Here is a 14,744-nt window from a genome sequence, read left to right as displayed (position 1 = left end):
CGACGATTCCCCACCAATCCGACCGTATTACCACGATAATCGCCCGGACCGACCGTAGCAGAGCCCTCGCAGGACGACGAGCCGCACGTCTTCATGAATCTGCGCGCCACTCTCTTGACATCGTCCAGGCCATGGCCTAGACGATGCCAAGAGGTCGCAGCTTCAGTACGCTCCGGTGCTACGGATCACCGCGCCCGCCGTGCGACCCAGCAGCCGCATGTCGCCGCCGAGCGTCCAGTTATCGACGTAGCTCAGGTCCAGCCGGACGGTCTCTTCCCAGGTCAGATTCGAGCGGCCGCTGACCTGCCACAACCCGGTCATGCCCGGCGTCACCAGCAGCCGGTGAGACTCCACCTGGCTGTAGCTGGCGACCTCTTCCGGCAGTGGCGGCCGCGGGCCCACCAGCGACATGTCGCCACGGATGACGTTGAACAGCTGCGGCAGCTCGTCGAGTGAGTACCGGCGCAGCATGCGTCCGATCCGGGTGATGCGCGGATCGTCGTACATCTTGAACATCGGCCCGTCGACCTGGACCGAGTCCAGCAGCGCCTCACGGCGCACGTCAGCGTCGACGTGCATGCTGCGGAACTTCAGCATGGTGAACGGCTTACCGCCGCGCCCGATCCTGGTTTGCCGGTAGATGGCCGGCCCCGGGCTGGAACCCTTGACCGCGGCCGCGAGCGTCAGCATCACCGGCGCCAGCAAGACCACCAGCAGCGCCGCGGCCACCCGGTCGAACGCCGACTTCAGCGCGCGCCGCGGGCCGCGGAACGGCACCGGCCGCAGATGCAGCAGCGTCGACGCGCCGGCCCGGCGGAGCCAGAGCCGGTGCGGGGAGACGTCGTTCGTGCCAAGATCCGTGACCAGCGCGACGCCCCGCTCGTTCAGCGCCCAGCTCAGCGCGCGCAGCCGATCCCCGGTGAACTGGGACCCGGGCGCGATGCAGACGGCGGTCGCACCTACCTGCTCCACAGCGGCCAGCACCCGGCCCACGACGAGGTCATCCCCGGCCTGCTTGTCGCTGCCCGCCGCCAGGGGCAACCGCTCCACCTGCGGCACGTCCTCGACCAGGCCGTTCTCGCCTTCGACGCACGCCCCAACCACCACGTACGGGTGCTCGGTGTCCGCCGCGAACCGGTCCATCACGGCGTTGATCTGCGCACCCGAACCCACCGCCAGAGTGCGACACACGGCCAGGCCGTGCTGCCTCATCACGCGGAGCCGACGCCACGCCACCCGACGTACGATCAGCGTCGTTGTGAGGATGCTCACGGACGCGGCGACGAACCATGCGTACCGCATCGGATCGCCGCCCGGACGGACCAGCAGGTCGATCAGAAGCTGCAGGCCCAGGCCCCACACCGTTCCGATAGCGACCAGTCTGGCGATCGAGCCGCTGACCACGGCCACATGCCGCGTCAGCGGAATCGGCCGCGCCCGCCCGTCATCACCGTGACCGGACTTCCCTCTTCTGTGCCTTGTCTTTACACGCCGGTGCGCACTCGTGCGCGCACCGGTCGGCGATATGCCGACCGTAGCCATGGCCCCCCCAAGGCTTAACAGCCACCGGCCCCCCTATCACGAACCGATGTAGCTGATTCGCGACTATACGCGCTGTACCAATGCGGCGCTAGTCCACAGGGTGGAATGCGCCCGGACGTAGATCGACGTAACCCCCGCGTAACCGGACGTATGTCTGGCCCGCTAGCTGTTGTAGGTGTTCTGCGCGTAGGTCAGGCCGTCGACGACGAGCGCCTCCACTGCGTCCGCCACCCGCTCCACCTCGACGTCGACGTCGCGGCGCTCCGCGGCAGACAGCGACTTCAACACGTAGGCAGCCGGGTCCATCCGGCCGGGCGGGCGCCCCACGCCGAACCGGACCCGGAGATAGTCGCCGGTACCGAGCGAGGCACGGACCGAGCGCAGGCCGTTGTGTCCGTTGTCGCCGCCGCCGAACTTCACGCGCACGCTGCCGAGCGGCAGGTCGATCTCGTCGTGAACGACGACCAAGCGCTCCGGGGGCACCTTGTAGAACGCACACAGGCCGGCCACTGGACCACCGGACTCGTTCATGTACGAATGCGGGAGCGCCAGGATGGTGCGCACGCCCGGCTGGTCACCCAGCCGGGCCTCCGCCACGTCGGCCCGCCGGCGCCGGTTCGCCTTCAGCGGCGCTCCGACGCGGGCGGCGAGCGTTTCGACCACCATGCCACCGACGTTGTGCCGGGTGTCGGCGTACTTCGGACCCGGGTTACGCAGTCCGACGACGAGCCAGGCGTCGCTCGATGTCACCTCTGTCTCCCGGTCACGCTTCCTGCCGAGGAACAATCCGGACTCTGGAATTTCGACGCGCGGTCGGCGGCTCGGACCGGTGCGTTACTCGGAGTCGGACTCGCCGCTCTCGGCCGCTTGGGCCTCGGCGGTCTCGGCGCCCTCGCCGGCTTCTTCCTCGGCCTCTTCCGGCGCAGGCTCGGCAGCCGTCTCGGCCGTGATGTTGACGACGAGGAGCTCCTCGTCGGCGGCGAGCGTGGAACCCTTCGGCAGCTGCAGATCCTTGGCATGGATCTGGGTGCCGATGTCCATGCCTTCGATGGAGACGTGGATGCTCTCCGGCAGGTGCGTCGCCTCAGCCTCGATGGAGATGGTCGGCTGGTCCAGGCTCACCATGGAACCGGAGATCGGGTCACCCTCGAGCACCACCGGAATGTCGACGACGACCTTCTCGCCGCGCCTCACCAGGAGGAAGTCGACGTGCTCGATGAAACCCTTCAGCGGGTCACGCTGGATGTGCTTGGGCAGCGCCATCTCGTTGCCGCCGCCGGCGATGTCGAGCGTCACCAGGGCGTTGGGGTTCTTCAGGGCGAGCATGGTGTCATGCCCCGGAAGCGCCAGGTGGATCGGATCGGTGCCGTGGCCGTAGAGGACCGCAGGCACCTTGTCGGCACGACGCAACCGCCGCGCGGCACCCTTACCGAACTCGGTGCGAAGCTCGGCGGCAATCTTGACATCGGACACGGTGAAACTCCTCCAGGGCGAAATGCGATCGTAAAGCGTCAAGGTGGCGTCCGGCGACGAGCGCGCGCCGATAGCGCACCGCGTCGATCACGGTGCCCAATCGAATGGGCGCCCTCGCCGAGGCAACCACGCGATTCTACTCGCCCTAGACACCTACATGCGAACCGGGGCCCTCGGCTGCGTGAGCGGATTATTCGCCCTCGCCCGCGGCGAGATCGTCGCAGGGCTCCTCACACCTCCGATGCCCGGCCCACCCTGGTCGAATAATCCGCTCACCCAGCCGCTCGGATGGTTGACGCACGGCGTCTTACGAGCCGCTATACACCAACGCAGCCTAGACGTTGCCGTTGAAGAGGCTGGTGACGGAGCCGTCCTCGAAGACCTCACGGATCGCCCGCGCCAGCAAGGGTGCGATCGACAGCACGGTGAGGGTGTCGAACCGCCGCTCCTCCGGGATGGGCAGCGTGTTGGTCACCACCAACTCGCGGATGCCGGAGTTCTTCAGCCGATCCACCGCCGGTCCGGACAACACCGCGTGCGTCGCCGCGACGACGACGTTCGCCGCGCCCTTCGCGATCAGCGCCCCGGCCGCCTGGGTGATGGTGCCGGCGGTGTCGATCATGTCGTCGACCAGCAGGCAGGTACGCCCGGCGACGTCCCCGACCACCTCGTGCACCTTGACCTGGTTGGCCACGTTCGGGTCGCGTCGCTTGTGGATGATCGCCAGCGGGGTGCCGAGACGGTCCGCCCAGACGTCGGCCACCCGGACCCGGCCGGCGTCCGGCGAGACGACGGTCATGTTCGCCGAGTCGTAGTGCTCGTTGATGTAGCCGGCCAGGAGCGGAAGCGCCCACAAGTGGTCGACCGGGCCGTCGAAGAAGCCCTGAATCTGCGCGGTGTGCAGGTCGACCGCCATCAGGCGGTGTGCGCCTGCGGTCTTGAACATGTCCGCGATCAGCCGCGCAGAGATGGGCTCGCGGCCCTGATGCTTTTTGTCCTGCCGGGCGTAGCCGTAGAACGGGGCCACCACGGTGATCCGCTTGGCCGACGCCCGCTTGAGCGCGTCAACCATGATCAACTGCTCCATGACCCAGTCGTTGATCGGATCGGTGTGGCTCTGGAGGACGAACGCGTCACATCCGCGCACACTCTCGTCGAATCGGACGTAGATCTCACCGTTGGCGAACTCGTGCGCCTTCATCGGGACCAGGTCGACGCCGAGCCGCTCGGCGACCTCGTCGTTCAGCTCCGGATGCGACCTGCCCCCGAAAAGCATCAGGGTCTTGGTGCCGCTTGCTCGCAGGCCGTTCACTGGTCGCTCCCCTCCACACGGGCGTCATCTTTAGTCTGCCTTGCGTTCGCGCGTCGTGCAGCCTCGTCCGTGGCCGTGCCCGGGCGTTTCCGCTCGACCCATCCGGGGATGTTGCGCTGACGTGCGCGGGCGACGGCAAGTTCGCCCGGCTCCGTGCGGGATGTCACAGTGGACCCGGCCGCCACGTAGCTTCCGTCGGCGAGCTCGACCGGCGCCACGAGCACCGAATCGCTCCCGACGAAGGTGTGGTCGCCGATGGTGGTCTGGTGCTTATCCACGCCGTCGTAGTTCGCGACGATCGTGCCGGCGCCGATGTTGACGCCGTCGCCGATGGTGGCGTCGCCGACATAGGACAGGTGCGGCACCTTGGAACCCTCGCCGATCTCCGCCTTCTTGGTCTCGACGAAGCCACCGATCTTGCCCTTCTCGCCCAACCTCGTGCCTGCGCGCAGGTACGAGAACGGCCCGACGGTGGCACGGGCGCCGATCTCGGCACCGATCGCATGCGTGCGGACCACCTCGGCGCCCGGACCCACGGTGGTGTCCCGCAACGTGCTGTCCGGACCGATCTGTGCCCCCTCGCCGATGCTGGTGGCGCCGTGCAGTTGCACCCCGGGCCGGACGGTCACGTCCCGGCCGAGGGTGACAGTGACGTCGATCCAGGTGGTCGCCGGGTCGACGATGGTCACCCCGGCGCGCATCCAACGGGTGGTGATGCGACGGTTGAGCTCACGATGCAGGGCCGCCAGCTGGACGCGGTCGTTGACACCCTCGGTCTGCCACACGTCGTCGGTCACCAGCGCGCCGACGCGCCTGCCGTCACCGCGCGCGAAACCGAGCACGTCGGTGAGGTACAGCTCGCCTTGGGCGTTGTCGGTTGTCAGCCTGCTCAGGCCGGCACGGAGGACCTCCGCGTCGAAGGCGTAGATACCCGAGTTGATCTCGTTGATCCGCAGCGTCGCGTCGTCGGCGTCCTTGTGCTCGACGATGCCGTGCACCGCTCCGTCGTCGCCGCGGACGATGCGACCGTATCCGGACGGATCGTCGAGCTCCGCAGTCAGCACCGTCGCTCCGTTGCCGTCCGCAAGGTGCTGTTCGATCAGCGCGCGGAGGGTGTCGGTGGACAGCAGCGGCACGTCGCCGTATGTGACGACGACGACGCCCGTCAACTCGGGCAGCGTCTCCAGCGCACATTGCACCGCATGGCCGGTGCCGAGCTGCTCCTCCTGCACGGCGGTGGTGACCGTGGGCGCCACGTCGGCGATGTGTGCGGCGACCTGATCGCGCCCGTGCCCGACGACGACGGTGAGGTGATCGGGCTCTAACGACTGCGCCGCGGCGACGGCATGGCCGACAAGCGTCCTGCCAGCGAGTTCGTGTAAGACCTTCGGGGTGGACGATTTCATGCGAGTGCCCTCGCCCGCGGCGAGGACGACGACGGCTGCGGGACGCTGAGTCACGCGGGCTCGCTCCTGAGCATCGATGGGCGGGAACGCTCCTGACGATACTCCCCCGCCGCGCCCCACACGAACCCGCCGCAAAGGCGACCAGTCGACTAGACAGGTCTACGGTGGCGCGCGATCACTAACAGAATCTAGTGAGGCCTAGGCCGAACGCATGTACGAATATGGCTCCGCTGCCAGGGCTCGAACCTGAAACTCAACATCCAAAGTGTTGCGTGTTGCCTATTACACCACAGCGGACTGATTGTCAAGTCGATTCTCCGACTCCAACAACAGCACTCGACCAATCCATAGCAAGCATAACGTCTCCGGCATCATGCTACGGGTGGCGGCCAGCCCTGCGGGCCACCACCCGCGCCACAGCACCTCCGTCCCGAGCATCACCGCAGAACTGCTGCACGCCGCTCGATTGCCTGACATATCCCACGCCACACAGCATTCATCGCCCGGTAATCGCGAGAGCTTCTCCGAACGCCAACGATGAGGCAACCCTTATAACTGTCACCCACGTTCTTGCGGACGGTCTTCGGATTGTGCTTCTTCAGCGTCGTTCGGCCGAAGCTGTCAACCGGAACCCCCACGACGCCCGCCCAGTAACGCTCCGCGGCGGCCACATCGGCACTCTCGTGAATATGCACCCTGAACGTCAGTCTGTCCGGAGCGACACCGAGATGCGCCAGCCATACAAGGTGCAAGAGGATCACGTCCGGATCACTGTTAATGAACCGTAGCGTCTCAGTCCTGTTCCAGGGCTTCATTTTCTGGCCCTCAGCCCAGTACATGACAGCACCTATGAGCATGAGCTCACGGTCGCTCAGGTCACCGACCTCAGCGGCCATCTCCTTGATGAGCTGCTCGCGCTCCGCGGCACGTCGTTCGTTGTATCGATCCCAGCGCATGCGGGCGGCGCGCTTCCCCCGCTCTACGCGGTCGGGCGTCGGCTCCCAGGAGATGTCCTTGGTGATCAGCCACACCGTGCTCTTAGCAATGCCCAGCTCCTCGGCGATCTCCGGGATGGAATACCCGCCTACGCGCAGCGCGCGTGCGCGCCCGCGGACATCGTCCGAGATTCGCGGCCGCCTACGACCCTTGCCGTAGACACCGAGGATGCGGCTGATGGTCGTGGCCCCTATGCCCAGTTCAGCTTTGATCTGGGCATAGGTGGCCCCAGATTCGCGCATCGCGCGAACCGTGGCAACAAGTTCGTCATCATCGACTAAGCGTGTTGTTTTCATGACTCAATACTACGAGCTAACAGACTCAAAAGCATACCTTTGTTCGATTCAGAATCATGTTCAGCGGTGAGCTGAAGTTGGTACAGACCAAGCCCACCTCTGCGGCGACATAAGCCTCAAACAGGTGCCAATGAAACTGCGTACACCCTCGCCCAGAATGACTCGCGCGCCTCGGGGTATAGATCGCCAACGCCGACCTCGCGCCGGAGCAGAGAACACCACAATTCGGACTGATTTCGATACCTACGGCGTCGTAGGTTACGGTGGCGTAGGAAAGGTATCCCTAAGATCCGGAGGAACCGCCATGGCTCCCACCGACACCGCCGAAAGCAGGCAGACTTCGTCGTCCGAGCCTGACGCTTCCACCATCACCGAGCCACAACCCAATGCGTTCGGAGTCTTCGAGGGTGACACCCCCTCCACCGGGCGCCGCATCACGCTCGCCGCGTTCATCTTCGTGCCCTTCGTGGCACTGATCGTCGCGATCCCGCTGGCCTGGATGGGCGGGTGGCTCGGCTGGCTGGACATCGTCCTCGCCGTCGTGATGTATGCCATCGCCGGCCACGGCATCACCGTCGGCTTCCATCGGCATTTCACGCACCGGGCGTTCAAGGCGAACCGGGGCTTGAAGATCGCCATGGCGATCGCGGGCAGCCTCGCCATCGAGATGCCGGTCAACCGCTGGGTAGCCGACCACCGCCGGCATCACAAGTACTCGGACCGGGAGGGTGACCCGCACTCGCCGTGGCGCTACGGCCATTCCGTCCCCGCGCTCATCAAGGGCATGTTCTTCGCCCACATGGGGTGGATGTTCGACGTCGAGCGGACCGACCAGAGCAAGTACGTTCCAGACCTGCTCAAAGACAAGGACATCACCCGCATCAGCAAGGCGTTCCCCGCCTTGGTGGCCTTCTCACTGCTCTTCCCGCCGCTGGTAGGCGGCCTGGTCACCTGGTCCTGGCACGGCGCGTTGACCGCCTTCTTCTGGGCCACGCTGGTCCGCATCGGCCTGTTGCACCACGTCACCTGGTCGATCAACTCGATCTGCCACGCCGTCGGCGACCGGCCGTTCAACAGCCGCGACAAGTCCGGCAACGTCTGGTGGCTGGCGTTCCTGTCCATGGGCGAGTCCTGGCACAACCTGCACCACGCCGACCCCACGAGCGCCCGGCACGGCGTGCTGAAGGGGCAGATCGACTCCAGCGCCCGCATCATCTGGATCTTCGAGAAGCTCGGCTGGGCCCGCGACGTCCGCTGGCCGAGCCCGGAGCGCATCGAGGGCAAGCGGGTCGACGACTACGGCGGCGAGAAGACGCTCATCGCTCCGTGACCTGCTGGCCACACCGCACTGAGGTCGCGGTCGTGGCGTGTCAGATGCCCAGCACGATGCGGGCGGTCGTGAAGTAGATGACCAGCCCCGTCGCGTCGACAAGCGTCGTCACCATCGGTGCCGACACGACCGCCGGGTCGATGCCCAGCTTCTTCGCCAGCAGCGGCATGCTCCCGCCGACGATCGCGGCCCACGTGCACACGGCCAGTAGCGCAATGGCGACGACGAGAGCCAGGTCGAAGTCGGCGAACATCATGCCCACCCCGATGCCGGCCATCGCGAGCGTCAAGCCGAGAAAGGCGCCCACCCGCGCTTCCCGCCATAGCACGCGCGGCAGGTCGCGCGGCCGGACATCGCTCAGCGCCAAGGCACGCACCACGGCCGTCGAGGACTGGGCGCCGGTGTTCCCACCGGCCCCGGTGATCATCGGGATGAACAGCGCGAGCGCCGTCACCTCGGCGAGATTCTCCTCGAAGACGTCGAGTACGTTGATCGTGAGGATCGCCGCCACGAACAGCAGCAGCAGCCACGGCGCGCGGCGCGATGCGAGCGTCCGGATCCCCGCCAGCAGGTAGGCACCGGCGAGCGGCTCCGAACCGGACTGCCGGTAGACGTCTTCGGTGTCCGCGGCCTCGACGACCTCCATCGCGTCGTCAATGGTCAGGAAGCCGAGCACCCGATCCTCGCTGTCGACGATCGGGAGGTCGAGCAGGTTCGCCTCGCGCATCAGCCGCGCGGCGTACTCGGCCTCGTCCGTGGCGCGCACCGAGACGTAGTCCTTCTCGGCCAGTGCGTCCACCAGCTCGTCCCGGTCCGCGGTCACCAGATCCCGCAGCGACGCGACGCCCACCAGCTTCCGGCCGTCGTCGACCACCGGCAGCGTGTAGACCGTCTCCGCGCTTCCGCCCTTGGTCCGGATCACGTCGATGGCGTCCGCCGCGGTCAGGTTCCGGTGGATCACCACGACCTCGGGGGTCATGATCCGCCCCACCGATCCCTCGGGGTAGCCCAGCAGGGCGGCGGTCATCTGCCGCTCGTACGGGCTCAGGCCCGCCAGCACGCGGCGCGCCACCTTGGCCGGGACCTCGCCGATGAGCCGGGCGCGGTCGTCCGGATCCATCTCCTCCACGAGCTCGCGGAACGCGCGATCGCGGAGACCCTCCAGGATCGCCTGCTGATCGGACGGATCAAGCTCCTCGAAGACAGCCAGCGCCTTGCCCTTGTCCAGCAACCGGAAGACCAGCGCCATGCCCGCCGCGTCGACACGCACCAGCTCCGCGGCGATCGCGTGCGGAGGCTGTGTGCTGAGCCAGTCCTTCAAGAACGGAAGGTCCTGCTCCTTCACGAACTCCAGGAATTCTTCACTGCCCACGAGTCACCGCCCTACGATCCACCGAGATGTGCGGGCACACCGCCGGCCACCACACCGCCGACCACAGTGTCACCACAGGCATCGCTGTGTCAGGCGCATGACGCGCGACCAAGAAATCCGTACCAACGCGCATGGGTGCGCTCCTTCAGGTTCGAGTCACACCGCACACCCGACGCGATTTTAGAGTATGTACCCCTGGCGTGAACGATCAGTGTCCACGACGACGCGCGCGGGTGAGGATGAGATGAGGACAGCCTCGATACGTCGAGGGAGCCGGCAACTATGACATGGCTCCGCATCGGTCATAGATGATCGATGTCGCATCCGCCCCACCTCCTTCGCAGCACGCATCGTTCCCTGCGGACGTTCCATGCGGAGAGGCGAGAAGCCATGACCGGGCACGCGGCACACCGGCCAGCGCATCCCTACGTCAGAGCTTCAGCACTGCACGTCTAGGCGACCCGAGGGCCACCGGTCTGCATTAAGCCGGACCTTGATTCGGTCGCGGCCTGTTCAACCCATTGGAATCTCTCGATTTTTCTGGGCAGCAGACGCATACACGTCAGACGCCTCACCTAACGGGACACCCGTCAGCAGCAAAACCTTCACAAGGTTACCCGTGCGACAGCGGTGTGGTCAAAGTCTCGCCCAGGGTGCGCCCGGTTCTGCGGCCCGGCGATGTTCCTGGACATCGGGCATGATGGGGGGCGTGGACAGCGATGGCGTGGCGGGAGAACGGACGACCAGCAGCCGGGTCCGGATGACCGGCAAACAGCGGCGCGAGCAGTTGCTCGATATCGGGCGCGCACTCTTCGCCGAACGGGGGTTCGACGGCACGTCCATCGAGGAGATCGCCACCCGCGCACGGGTGTCCAAACCCGTCGTCTACGAGCATTTCGGCGGCAAGGAAGGGCTCTACGCCGTCGTCGTGGACCGCGAGATGGAGCGGCTGCTGCACAGCATCACGACGGCGCTGGGTTCGGACAGTCACCCCCGAGCGTTGCTGGAACGTGCCGCGCTCGCGCTGCTCGACTACATCGAGACTTCGACGGACGGTTTCCGCATCCTGGTGCGGGACTCGCCGGTCGCCCAATCGACCGGCGGATTCGCCAGCTTGATCTCGGACGCCGCGAGCCAGGTGGAGTACCTGCTGGCCGCCGAGTTCACGTCCCGCGGCTTCGACGCCGCGCACGCGCCGATGTACTCGCAGATGCTGGTCGGCATGGTGGCCCTGACCGGCCAGTGGTGGCTCGACGTACGGCAGCCGGACAAGACCGAGGTCGCCGCGCACCTGGTCAATCTGGCCTGGAACGGGCTGGCCGGGCTCGAGCACACACCCGCCCTCAACGGCTCCACCGACCCCTCGCACCCATGATCATCAAGCGCCGGCCGCGTCATGGCCGGCTGACCGTCGTTGATGGGCGTCATGGACGCGGGCGTTGAGCCACGGCGAAGATGCGGCGGTAGGGCATGATGCTGCCGTGCCGGCCCGCGGGGTAGGCACGGTGCAGCCGCTCCCGGAACTGCTCCACGAACGCCGCCGAGTCCGCCTCGCCGAGCTGGTTCACGATCGGCCGCAGCGCGCTCCCGCGCAGCCATTCCAGCACGTCGTCCGGGCCGGCCAGCAGGTGGTGATACGTCGTCTCCCACACGTCCACGGCAAGGCCGGCGTCCAGTAGCGCTTCGGCATAGTCGCGCGGATCGTGCGCGTACGGCCACGTCACGTCCAGCCGCTCGGCCCACGGTGACGAGGCGGCCAGGTCGCGCAGCTCGACGTGCGTCGGCTCGGCGAAGTTCCCGGGGATCTGGAAGGCGAACCAGCCGCCCGGCGCCACGTACGGCGCCAGCCTCGCCAGCAGCTCCAGGTGCCCGGGCACCCACTGCAGTGTGGCGTTGCTGAGCAGCACGTCGACCGGCTCGGCCGGCGTCCAGAGGCGCAGATCGGCCTGGACGAACTCGACTCGATCGCGCTCGTACTGCCGCGCCCGCTCGATCATCTCCGCCGACGAGTCGACGCCGACCACGCGCGCCTGCCGCCAGCGGTCGGCGAGCCCGGCCGTCAATCCACCTGGTCCGCAACCGAGGTCCACCACCACCTGCGGGTCCTGCGCGTCGACCCGGTCGACGAGGTCGTGGAACGGACGAGCGCGCTGGTCGGCGTAGACGAGGTATTGCTGCGGATCCCACATGGAGCATTCCTACCTTCCCTGCGCGGCCTCAGGCACGACAGAATTTCCGCCACGCCTGCGCATCGCCGGACTTCGCATCCACCGACACGCGCGTTTATCTTGACGTCAAGATACATTCTTGACGCGAACTTCCTTGATGTCAAGATTCTTGACCCGTACAGTCCATAGTGTGTCCACAGACGAGGTCGACCGGCTCGTCCAGGCATGGCGCCGCGAGCGCCCTGACCTGGACGTCGCACCGATGGAGGTGCTGTCCCGGGTCAGTCGGCTGGCCCGTCACCTGGACCGCGCGCGTCGTTCCGCGTTCGCCGCACACGGACTGGAGCCCTGGGAGTTCGACGTGCTCGCCGCGTTGCGCCGTTCCGGCCCGCCGTACGAACTCTCACCCGGCACGTTGCTGGCGCAGACACTGGTGACGAGCGGCACCATGACGACGCGGGTGGACAAGCTCACCGCCCGCGGACTGGTCACACGGCGGCGCGACGAACAGGACCGGCGCGCCGTCCAGGTCGCACTCACCGACGACGGACGAGCCGCGGTCGACGCCGCGCTGGAGAGCCTCCTTGCTCACGAGCGCCAGATCCTCGCCGACATCGGCGACGCCGACCGGCGAAGCCTGGCCCGTCTGCTGCGCACTCTCGTGCTGCCGTTCGACGACGTCGACGACTGACGACACAGGCCTGCCGCCCCCCCCTCACGCCCTCTCACGCCGGTCGGCCCCTCGCGGGTGACTCACCAAGCCTCCACGTAGCCCCCGCAGCGACACCGAGCCTCCACAGTGCGCGCACCGGGTCAGTGCCGGCACGCACCTGCCGCCACGCCGGCATCCCACATGCCTTTTCGGCCCGGCCTCCCCAAGAAGACCCTGAGCGTTGCTCAGTTCGCGTCGTCGTCGGGCGACCTCGTCGCACCGCCGCTTCGCCCGCTCCCGATCGCCGACCGCAAGGTTCGCACCGCCCGTCCGGTGAGGATCGCCAGGCCGGTTCCTGCCGCGCCCAAGACGGCGCCGGCAGCCAGGCCCACCCTGCGCGCCTGCCGCGCCGACGGGGTCACCACTACCGACGGTCCGGGCGCGGACGGCCGGCCGTCATCCCGCCGACCACGAGCAGCGGCAACATCTCTGGCGTGCGCGCCCGTCTCGGCACGTTCCGCGCCCGTTTGGCGAGGTGGCTCTGTGACGGCCTCGCCGGCGGCGACACGCTCCTGCGGACCCGGGCGCCGGGCATAGGCGGCCGCCACTCGTTCCCGCTCCCGCGGCCCGACGGTGGCACTTCCCTGCTTGGTCATCTGTTCATGCTCCGCCAGAACCTGCGCGCGTTCCGCCTCCTCCAGGTGGTCGATGGCGCTCTCCGCCGTCACCGCCGCCAGCACCATCAGCAGCCGGGTGACGATGTAGATCCAGCCGATCACGATCAGCGGCGTCGCGAACGCGCCATACGACTGGCTTCCCGGGCCCGCCACGTACTCCACCAGGAAGGTCTTCAGGATCTCGAAGATCACCGCACCCACCAGCGCGGTCATCGCCTGGAGCCGCGCCGGCACCAGAATCCTGGGCAGGCCGGCCAGCAGGTAGGCGAAGATCATCGCGTTGACCGCGATCGACAGCACCCAGCTGAGCGCCTCCAGGGTGCCCTGCGCGCCCAGCCCTTCGACGCCGAGCCAGTCCAGCAGGTCACGCGTGAACCGCCGCACGACGACGCTCGCTCCCCAGGAGATCGCCAGTAGCACCCCGAGGCCCGCCAGCGAGGCCGCATCGAGCAGCTTGCGCACCACCACGTTCCCGGGCTGGTCGTCCATCCCCCACATAGACCGGACCGCCGCCCGCATCGCGTCCACCCACCGCAGGCCGGAGTACATCAGCAGCAGCGCGCCCACCGCACCGACGGCCCCTGCTCTGCGACGGAAAGCCGAAACGTCCAGGCCCATCTCGGGGAAGTTGTCGTCGACGAGGTTCTGCACGGTCTCAACGCCCGAATCTCCGGCCACCGTGCTCGCGATCGCCGCAGACAGGGCCAGCAGCGGAAAGAGCGAGCTGAACCCGTAGAAGCTCGCCGCCCCCGCCAACCGGTCTCCACGCAGGTCCCCGTACCGGTTCCAGGCGCGCACCGGAAGCGTCGGCTGCAGCCGTCTCCACACCGCCTGCGCACGAGAAACGAGCTCCTTGACACGTGCGACGACGGCCCGGAAGAAGGCCATCAACGCGACGGCCCGTTCGGAGGCGGCGCGTCACCACCTGCCAGGCGCTGCGCCGCTTTCAGCCGTGCCTCGCCGCCGGGCCGTGCCGTCATGAACTCGCCTTCGGCCGTCAGCTTGAAGTCGCGCTCTCGCCGCCAGAAGCCGTCGTCACCGTGCTCGTAGAGGCTGAACGCATGCACATCGAAGACGGCCTCATAACCGGCGAGGGTCTTGAACGCGGTCTTCATCGCCTCATCGGACAGGTAGTGCGCCACTGTCACGTGCGGGTGGTACGGGAAGGACAGCTCAAGTGAAAGCGGCCCGGTGCGGATCGCCATCGACAGCCGCTCGCAGGCCGAGATCCCCTCGGACAGCGCGACGAAGACCACCGGAGACACCGGCATGAACGTCGCCGTGCCGCGCAGGTGCACCCGGAACGGAGGGAACTGGGCGGCGACGCTCTCCAGGTGTTCGCGCACCTGAGCGTACTGGCCGTCCTCGCCGTCCTTGACCTCGGTCGGCGGGATCAGGGTGATATGTGACGGTATGGCGTCGGCAAGCGGATCCCCGAACGACCGGCGCCAGTCCTGCAACTCGCTGCCATACGGTTCCGGGACCGGCACTGCTACGCCGATGGTGCGACTATGGCCATC

General features: G+C 67.3%; 13 protein-coding genes, 1 tRNA gene and 1 riboswitch. Of the genes, 3 read left to right on the top strand and 11 right to left on the bottom strand.

From position 1 onward, the window contains the following. Positions 1 to 162 precede the first annotated feature (162 nt). The 7 genes from G1H10_RS05345 to G1H10_RS05315 all read right to left on the bottom strand — a co-directional run bounded on the left by G1H10_RS05345 (position 163) and on the right by G1H10_RS05315 (position 7,025). Positions 163 to 1,410 carry a sugar transferase gene (locus G1H10_RS05345; RefSeq protein ID WP_163733778.1) on the bottom strand — a complete coding sequence of 416 codons (1,248 nt, stop codon included), beginning with the start codon at positions 1,408 to 1,410 and terminating at the stop codon, positions 163 to 165. A 294-nt stretch (positions 1,411 to 1,704) separates the two neighbouring features. Next, positions 1,705 to 2,292: an aminoacyl-tRNA hydrolase gene (pth, locus tag G1H10_RS05340; protein ID WP_163733775.1), complete on the bottom strand. Its 588-nt coding sequence runs from the start codon at positions 2,290 to 2,292 to the stop codon at positions 1,705 to 1,707. Positions 2,293 to 2,376: 84 nt separating this feature from the next. Further along, positions 2,377 to 3,015, bottom strand: a complete 639-nt coding sequence (locus tag G1H10_RS05335) for a 50S ribosomal protein L25/general stress protein Ctc (protein ID WP_163733772.1) — start codon at positions 3,013 to 3,015, stop codon at positions 2,377 to 2,379. A gap of 334 nt (positions 3,016 to 3,349) precedes the next feature. Then, positions 3,350 to 4,327: a ribose-phosphate diphosphokinase gene (locus G1H10_RS05330; protein WP_163733769.1), complete on the bottom strand. Its 978-nt coding sequence runs from the start codon at positions 4,325 to 4,327 to the stop codon at positions 3,350 to 3,352. Beyond that, positions 4,324 to 5,787 carry a bifunctional UDP-N-acetylglucosamine diphosphorylase/glucosamine-1-phosphate N-acetyltransferase GlmU gene (glmU, locus tag G1H10_RS05325; RefSeq protein WP_163733766.1) on the bottom strand — a complete coding sequence of 488 codons (1,464 nt, stop codon included), beginning with the start codon at positions 5,785 to 5,787 and terminating at the stop codon, positions 4,324 to 4,326. The genes G1H10_RS05330 and glmU overlap by 4 nt, the downstream gene beginning before the upstream one ends. A gap of 168 nt (positions 5,788 to 5,955) precedes the next feature. Further along, positions 5,956 to 6,030: transfer RNA gene (locus tag G1H10_RS05320), tRNA-Gln, on the bottom strand. 140 nt (positions 6,031 to 6,170) lie between these two features. Continuing rightward, complete coding sequence (locus tag G1H10_RS05315; RefSeq protein ID WP_163733763.1) at positions 6,171 to 7,025, bottom strand: terminase gpP N-terminus-related DNA-binding protein; 855 nt, start codon at positions 7,023 to 7,025, stop codon at positions 6,171 to 6,173. A 304-nt stretch (positions 7,026 to 7,329) separates the two neighbouring features. Here G1H10_RS05315 and G1H10_RS05310 point away from each other — a divergent pair, with 304 nt between their 5' ends. Further along, on the top strand, positions 7,330 to 8,355 hold the full coding sequence (locus tag G1H10_RS05310) for an acyl-CoA desaturase (protein ID WP_163733760.1): 1,026 nt from the start codon (positions 7,330 to 7,332) through the stop codon (positions 8,353 to 8,355). Positions 8,356 to 8,395: 40 nt separating this feature from the next. Here the strand turns inward: G1H10_RS05310 and mgtE are convergent, their stop codons facing one another. Next, entirely contained in the window at positions 8,396 to 9,727 is a 1,332-nt protein-coding gene (gene mgtE / locus G1H10_RS05305) for a magnesium transporter (RefSeq protein WP_163733757.1), read from the bottom strand. Between the two features lie 416 nt (positions 9,728 to 10,143). Beyond that, positions 10,144 to 10,317: riboswitch (M-box (ykoK) riboswitch) on the bottom strand. A 110-nt stretch (positions 10,318 to 10,427) separates the two neighbouring features. Between mgtE and G1H10_RS05300 the strand changes: the two genes are divergently transcribed. Next, the gene (locus tag G1H10_RS05300; RefSeq protein WP_376778574.1) at positions 10,428 to 11,102 is read left to right on the top strand and encodes a TetR/AcrR family transcriptional regulator; all 675 of its coding nucleotides are present in this window, start codon (positions 10,428 to 10,430) and stop codon (positions 11,100 to 11,102) included. Positions 11,103 to 11,151: 49 nt separating this feature from the next. On the opposite strand, the gene G1H10_RS05295 is transcribed toward G1H10_RS05300, so the two are convergent. Continuing rightward, positions 11,152 to 11,916, bottom strand: a complete 765-nt coding sequence (locus G1H10_RS05295; RefSeq protein ID WP_163733750.1) for a methyltransferase domain-containing protein — start codon at positions 11,914 to 11,916, stop codon at positions 11,152 to 11,154. Positions 11,917 to 12,052: 136 nt separating this feature from the next. On the opposite strand from G1H10_RS05295, the gene G1H10_RS05290 reads away from it, so the two are divergent. Then, positions 12,053 to 12,586, top strand: coding sequence for a MarR family winged helix-turn-helix transcriptional regulator (locus tag G1H10_RS05290; protein ID WP_163733747.1), 534 nt, complete (start codon positions 12,053 to 12,055; stop codon positions 12,584 to 12,586). A 206-nt stretch (positions 12,587 to 12,792) separates the two neighbouring features. On the opposite strand, the gene G1H10_RS05285 is transcribed toward G1H10_RS05290, so the two are convergent. Together G1H10_RS05285 and G1H10_RS05280 are read right to left on the bottom strand one after the other, a co-directional pair. Beyond that, positions 12,793 to 14,112, bottom strand: a complete 1,320-nt coding sequence (locus G1H10_RS05285; protein WP_163733744.1) for a YihY/virulence factor BrkB family protein — start codon at positions 14,110 to 14,112, stop codon at positions 12,793 to 12,795. Continuing rightward, the gene (locus G1H10_RS05280) at positions 14,112 to 14,714 is read right to left on the bottom strand and encodes a 2'-5' RNA ligase family protein (protein ID WP_216852923.1); all 603 of its coding nucleotides are present in this window, start codon (positions 14,712 to 14,714) and stop codon (positions 14,112 to 14,114) included. The genes G1H10_RS05285 and G1H10_RS05280 overlap by 1 nt, the downstream gene beginning before the upstream one ends. Positions 14,715 to 14,744: the final 30 nt, after the last annotated feature.

It is taken from the genome of Phytoactinopolyspora halotolerans (assembly GCF_010550675.1).
Taxonomy (GTDB): Bacteria; Actinomycetota; Actinomycetes; order Jiangellales; family Jiangellaceae; genus Phytoactinopolyspora; species Phytoactinopolyspora halotolerans.
This window is presented reverse-complemented; position numbering and strand designations above follow the sequence as displayed.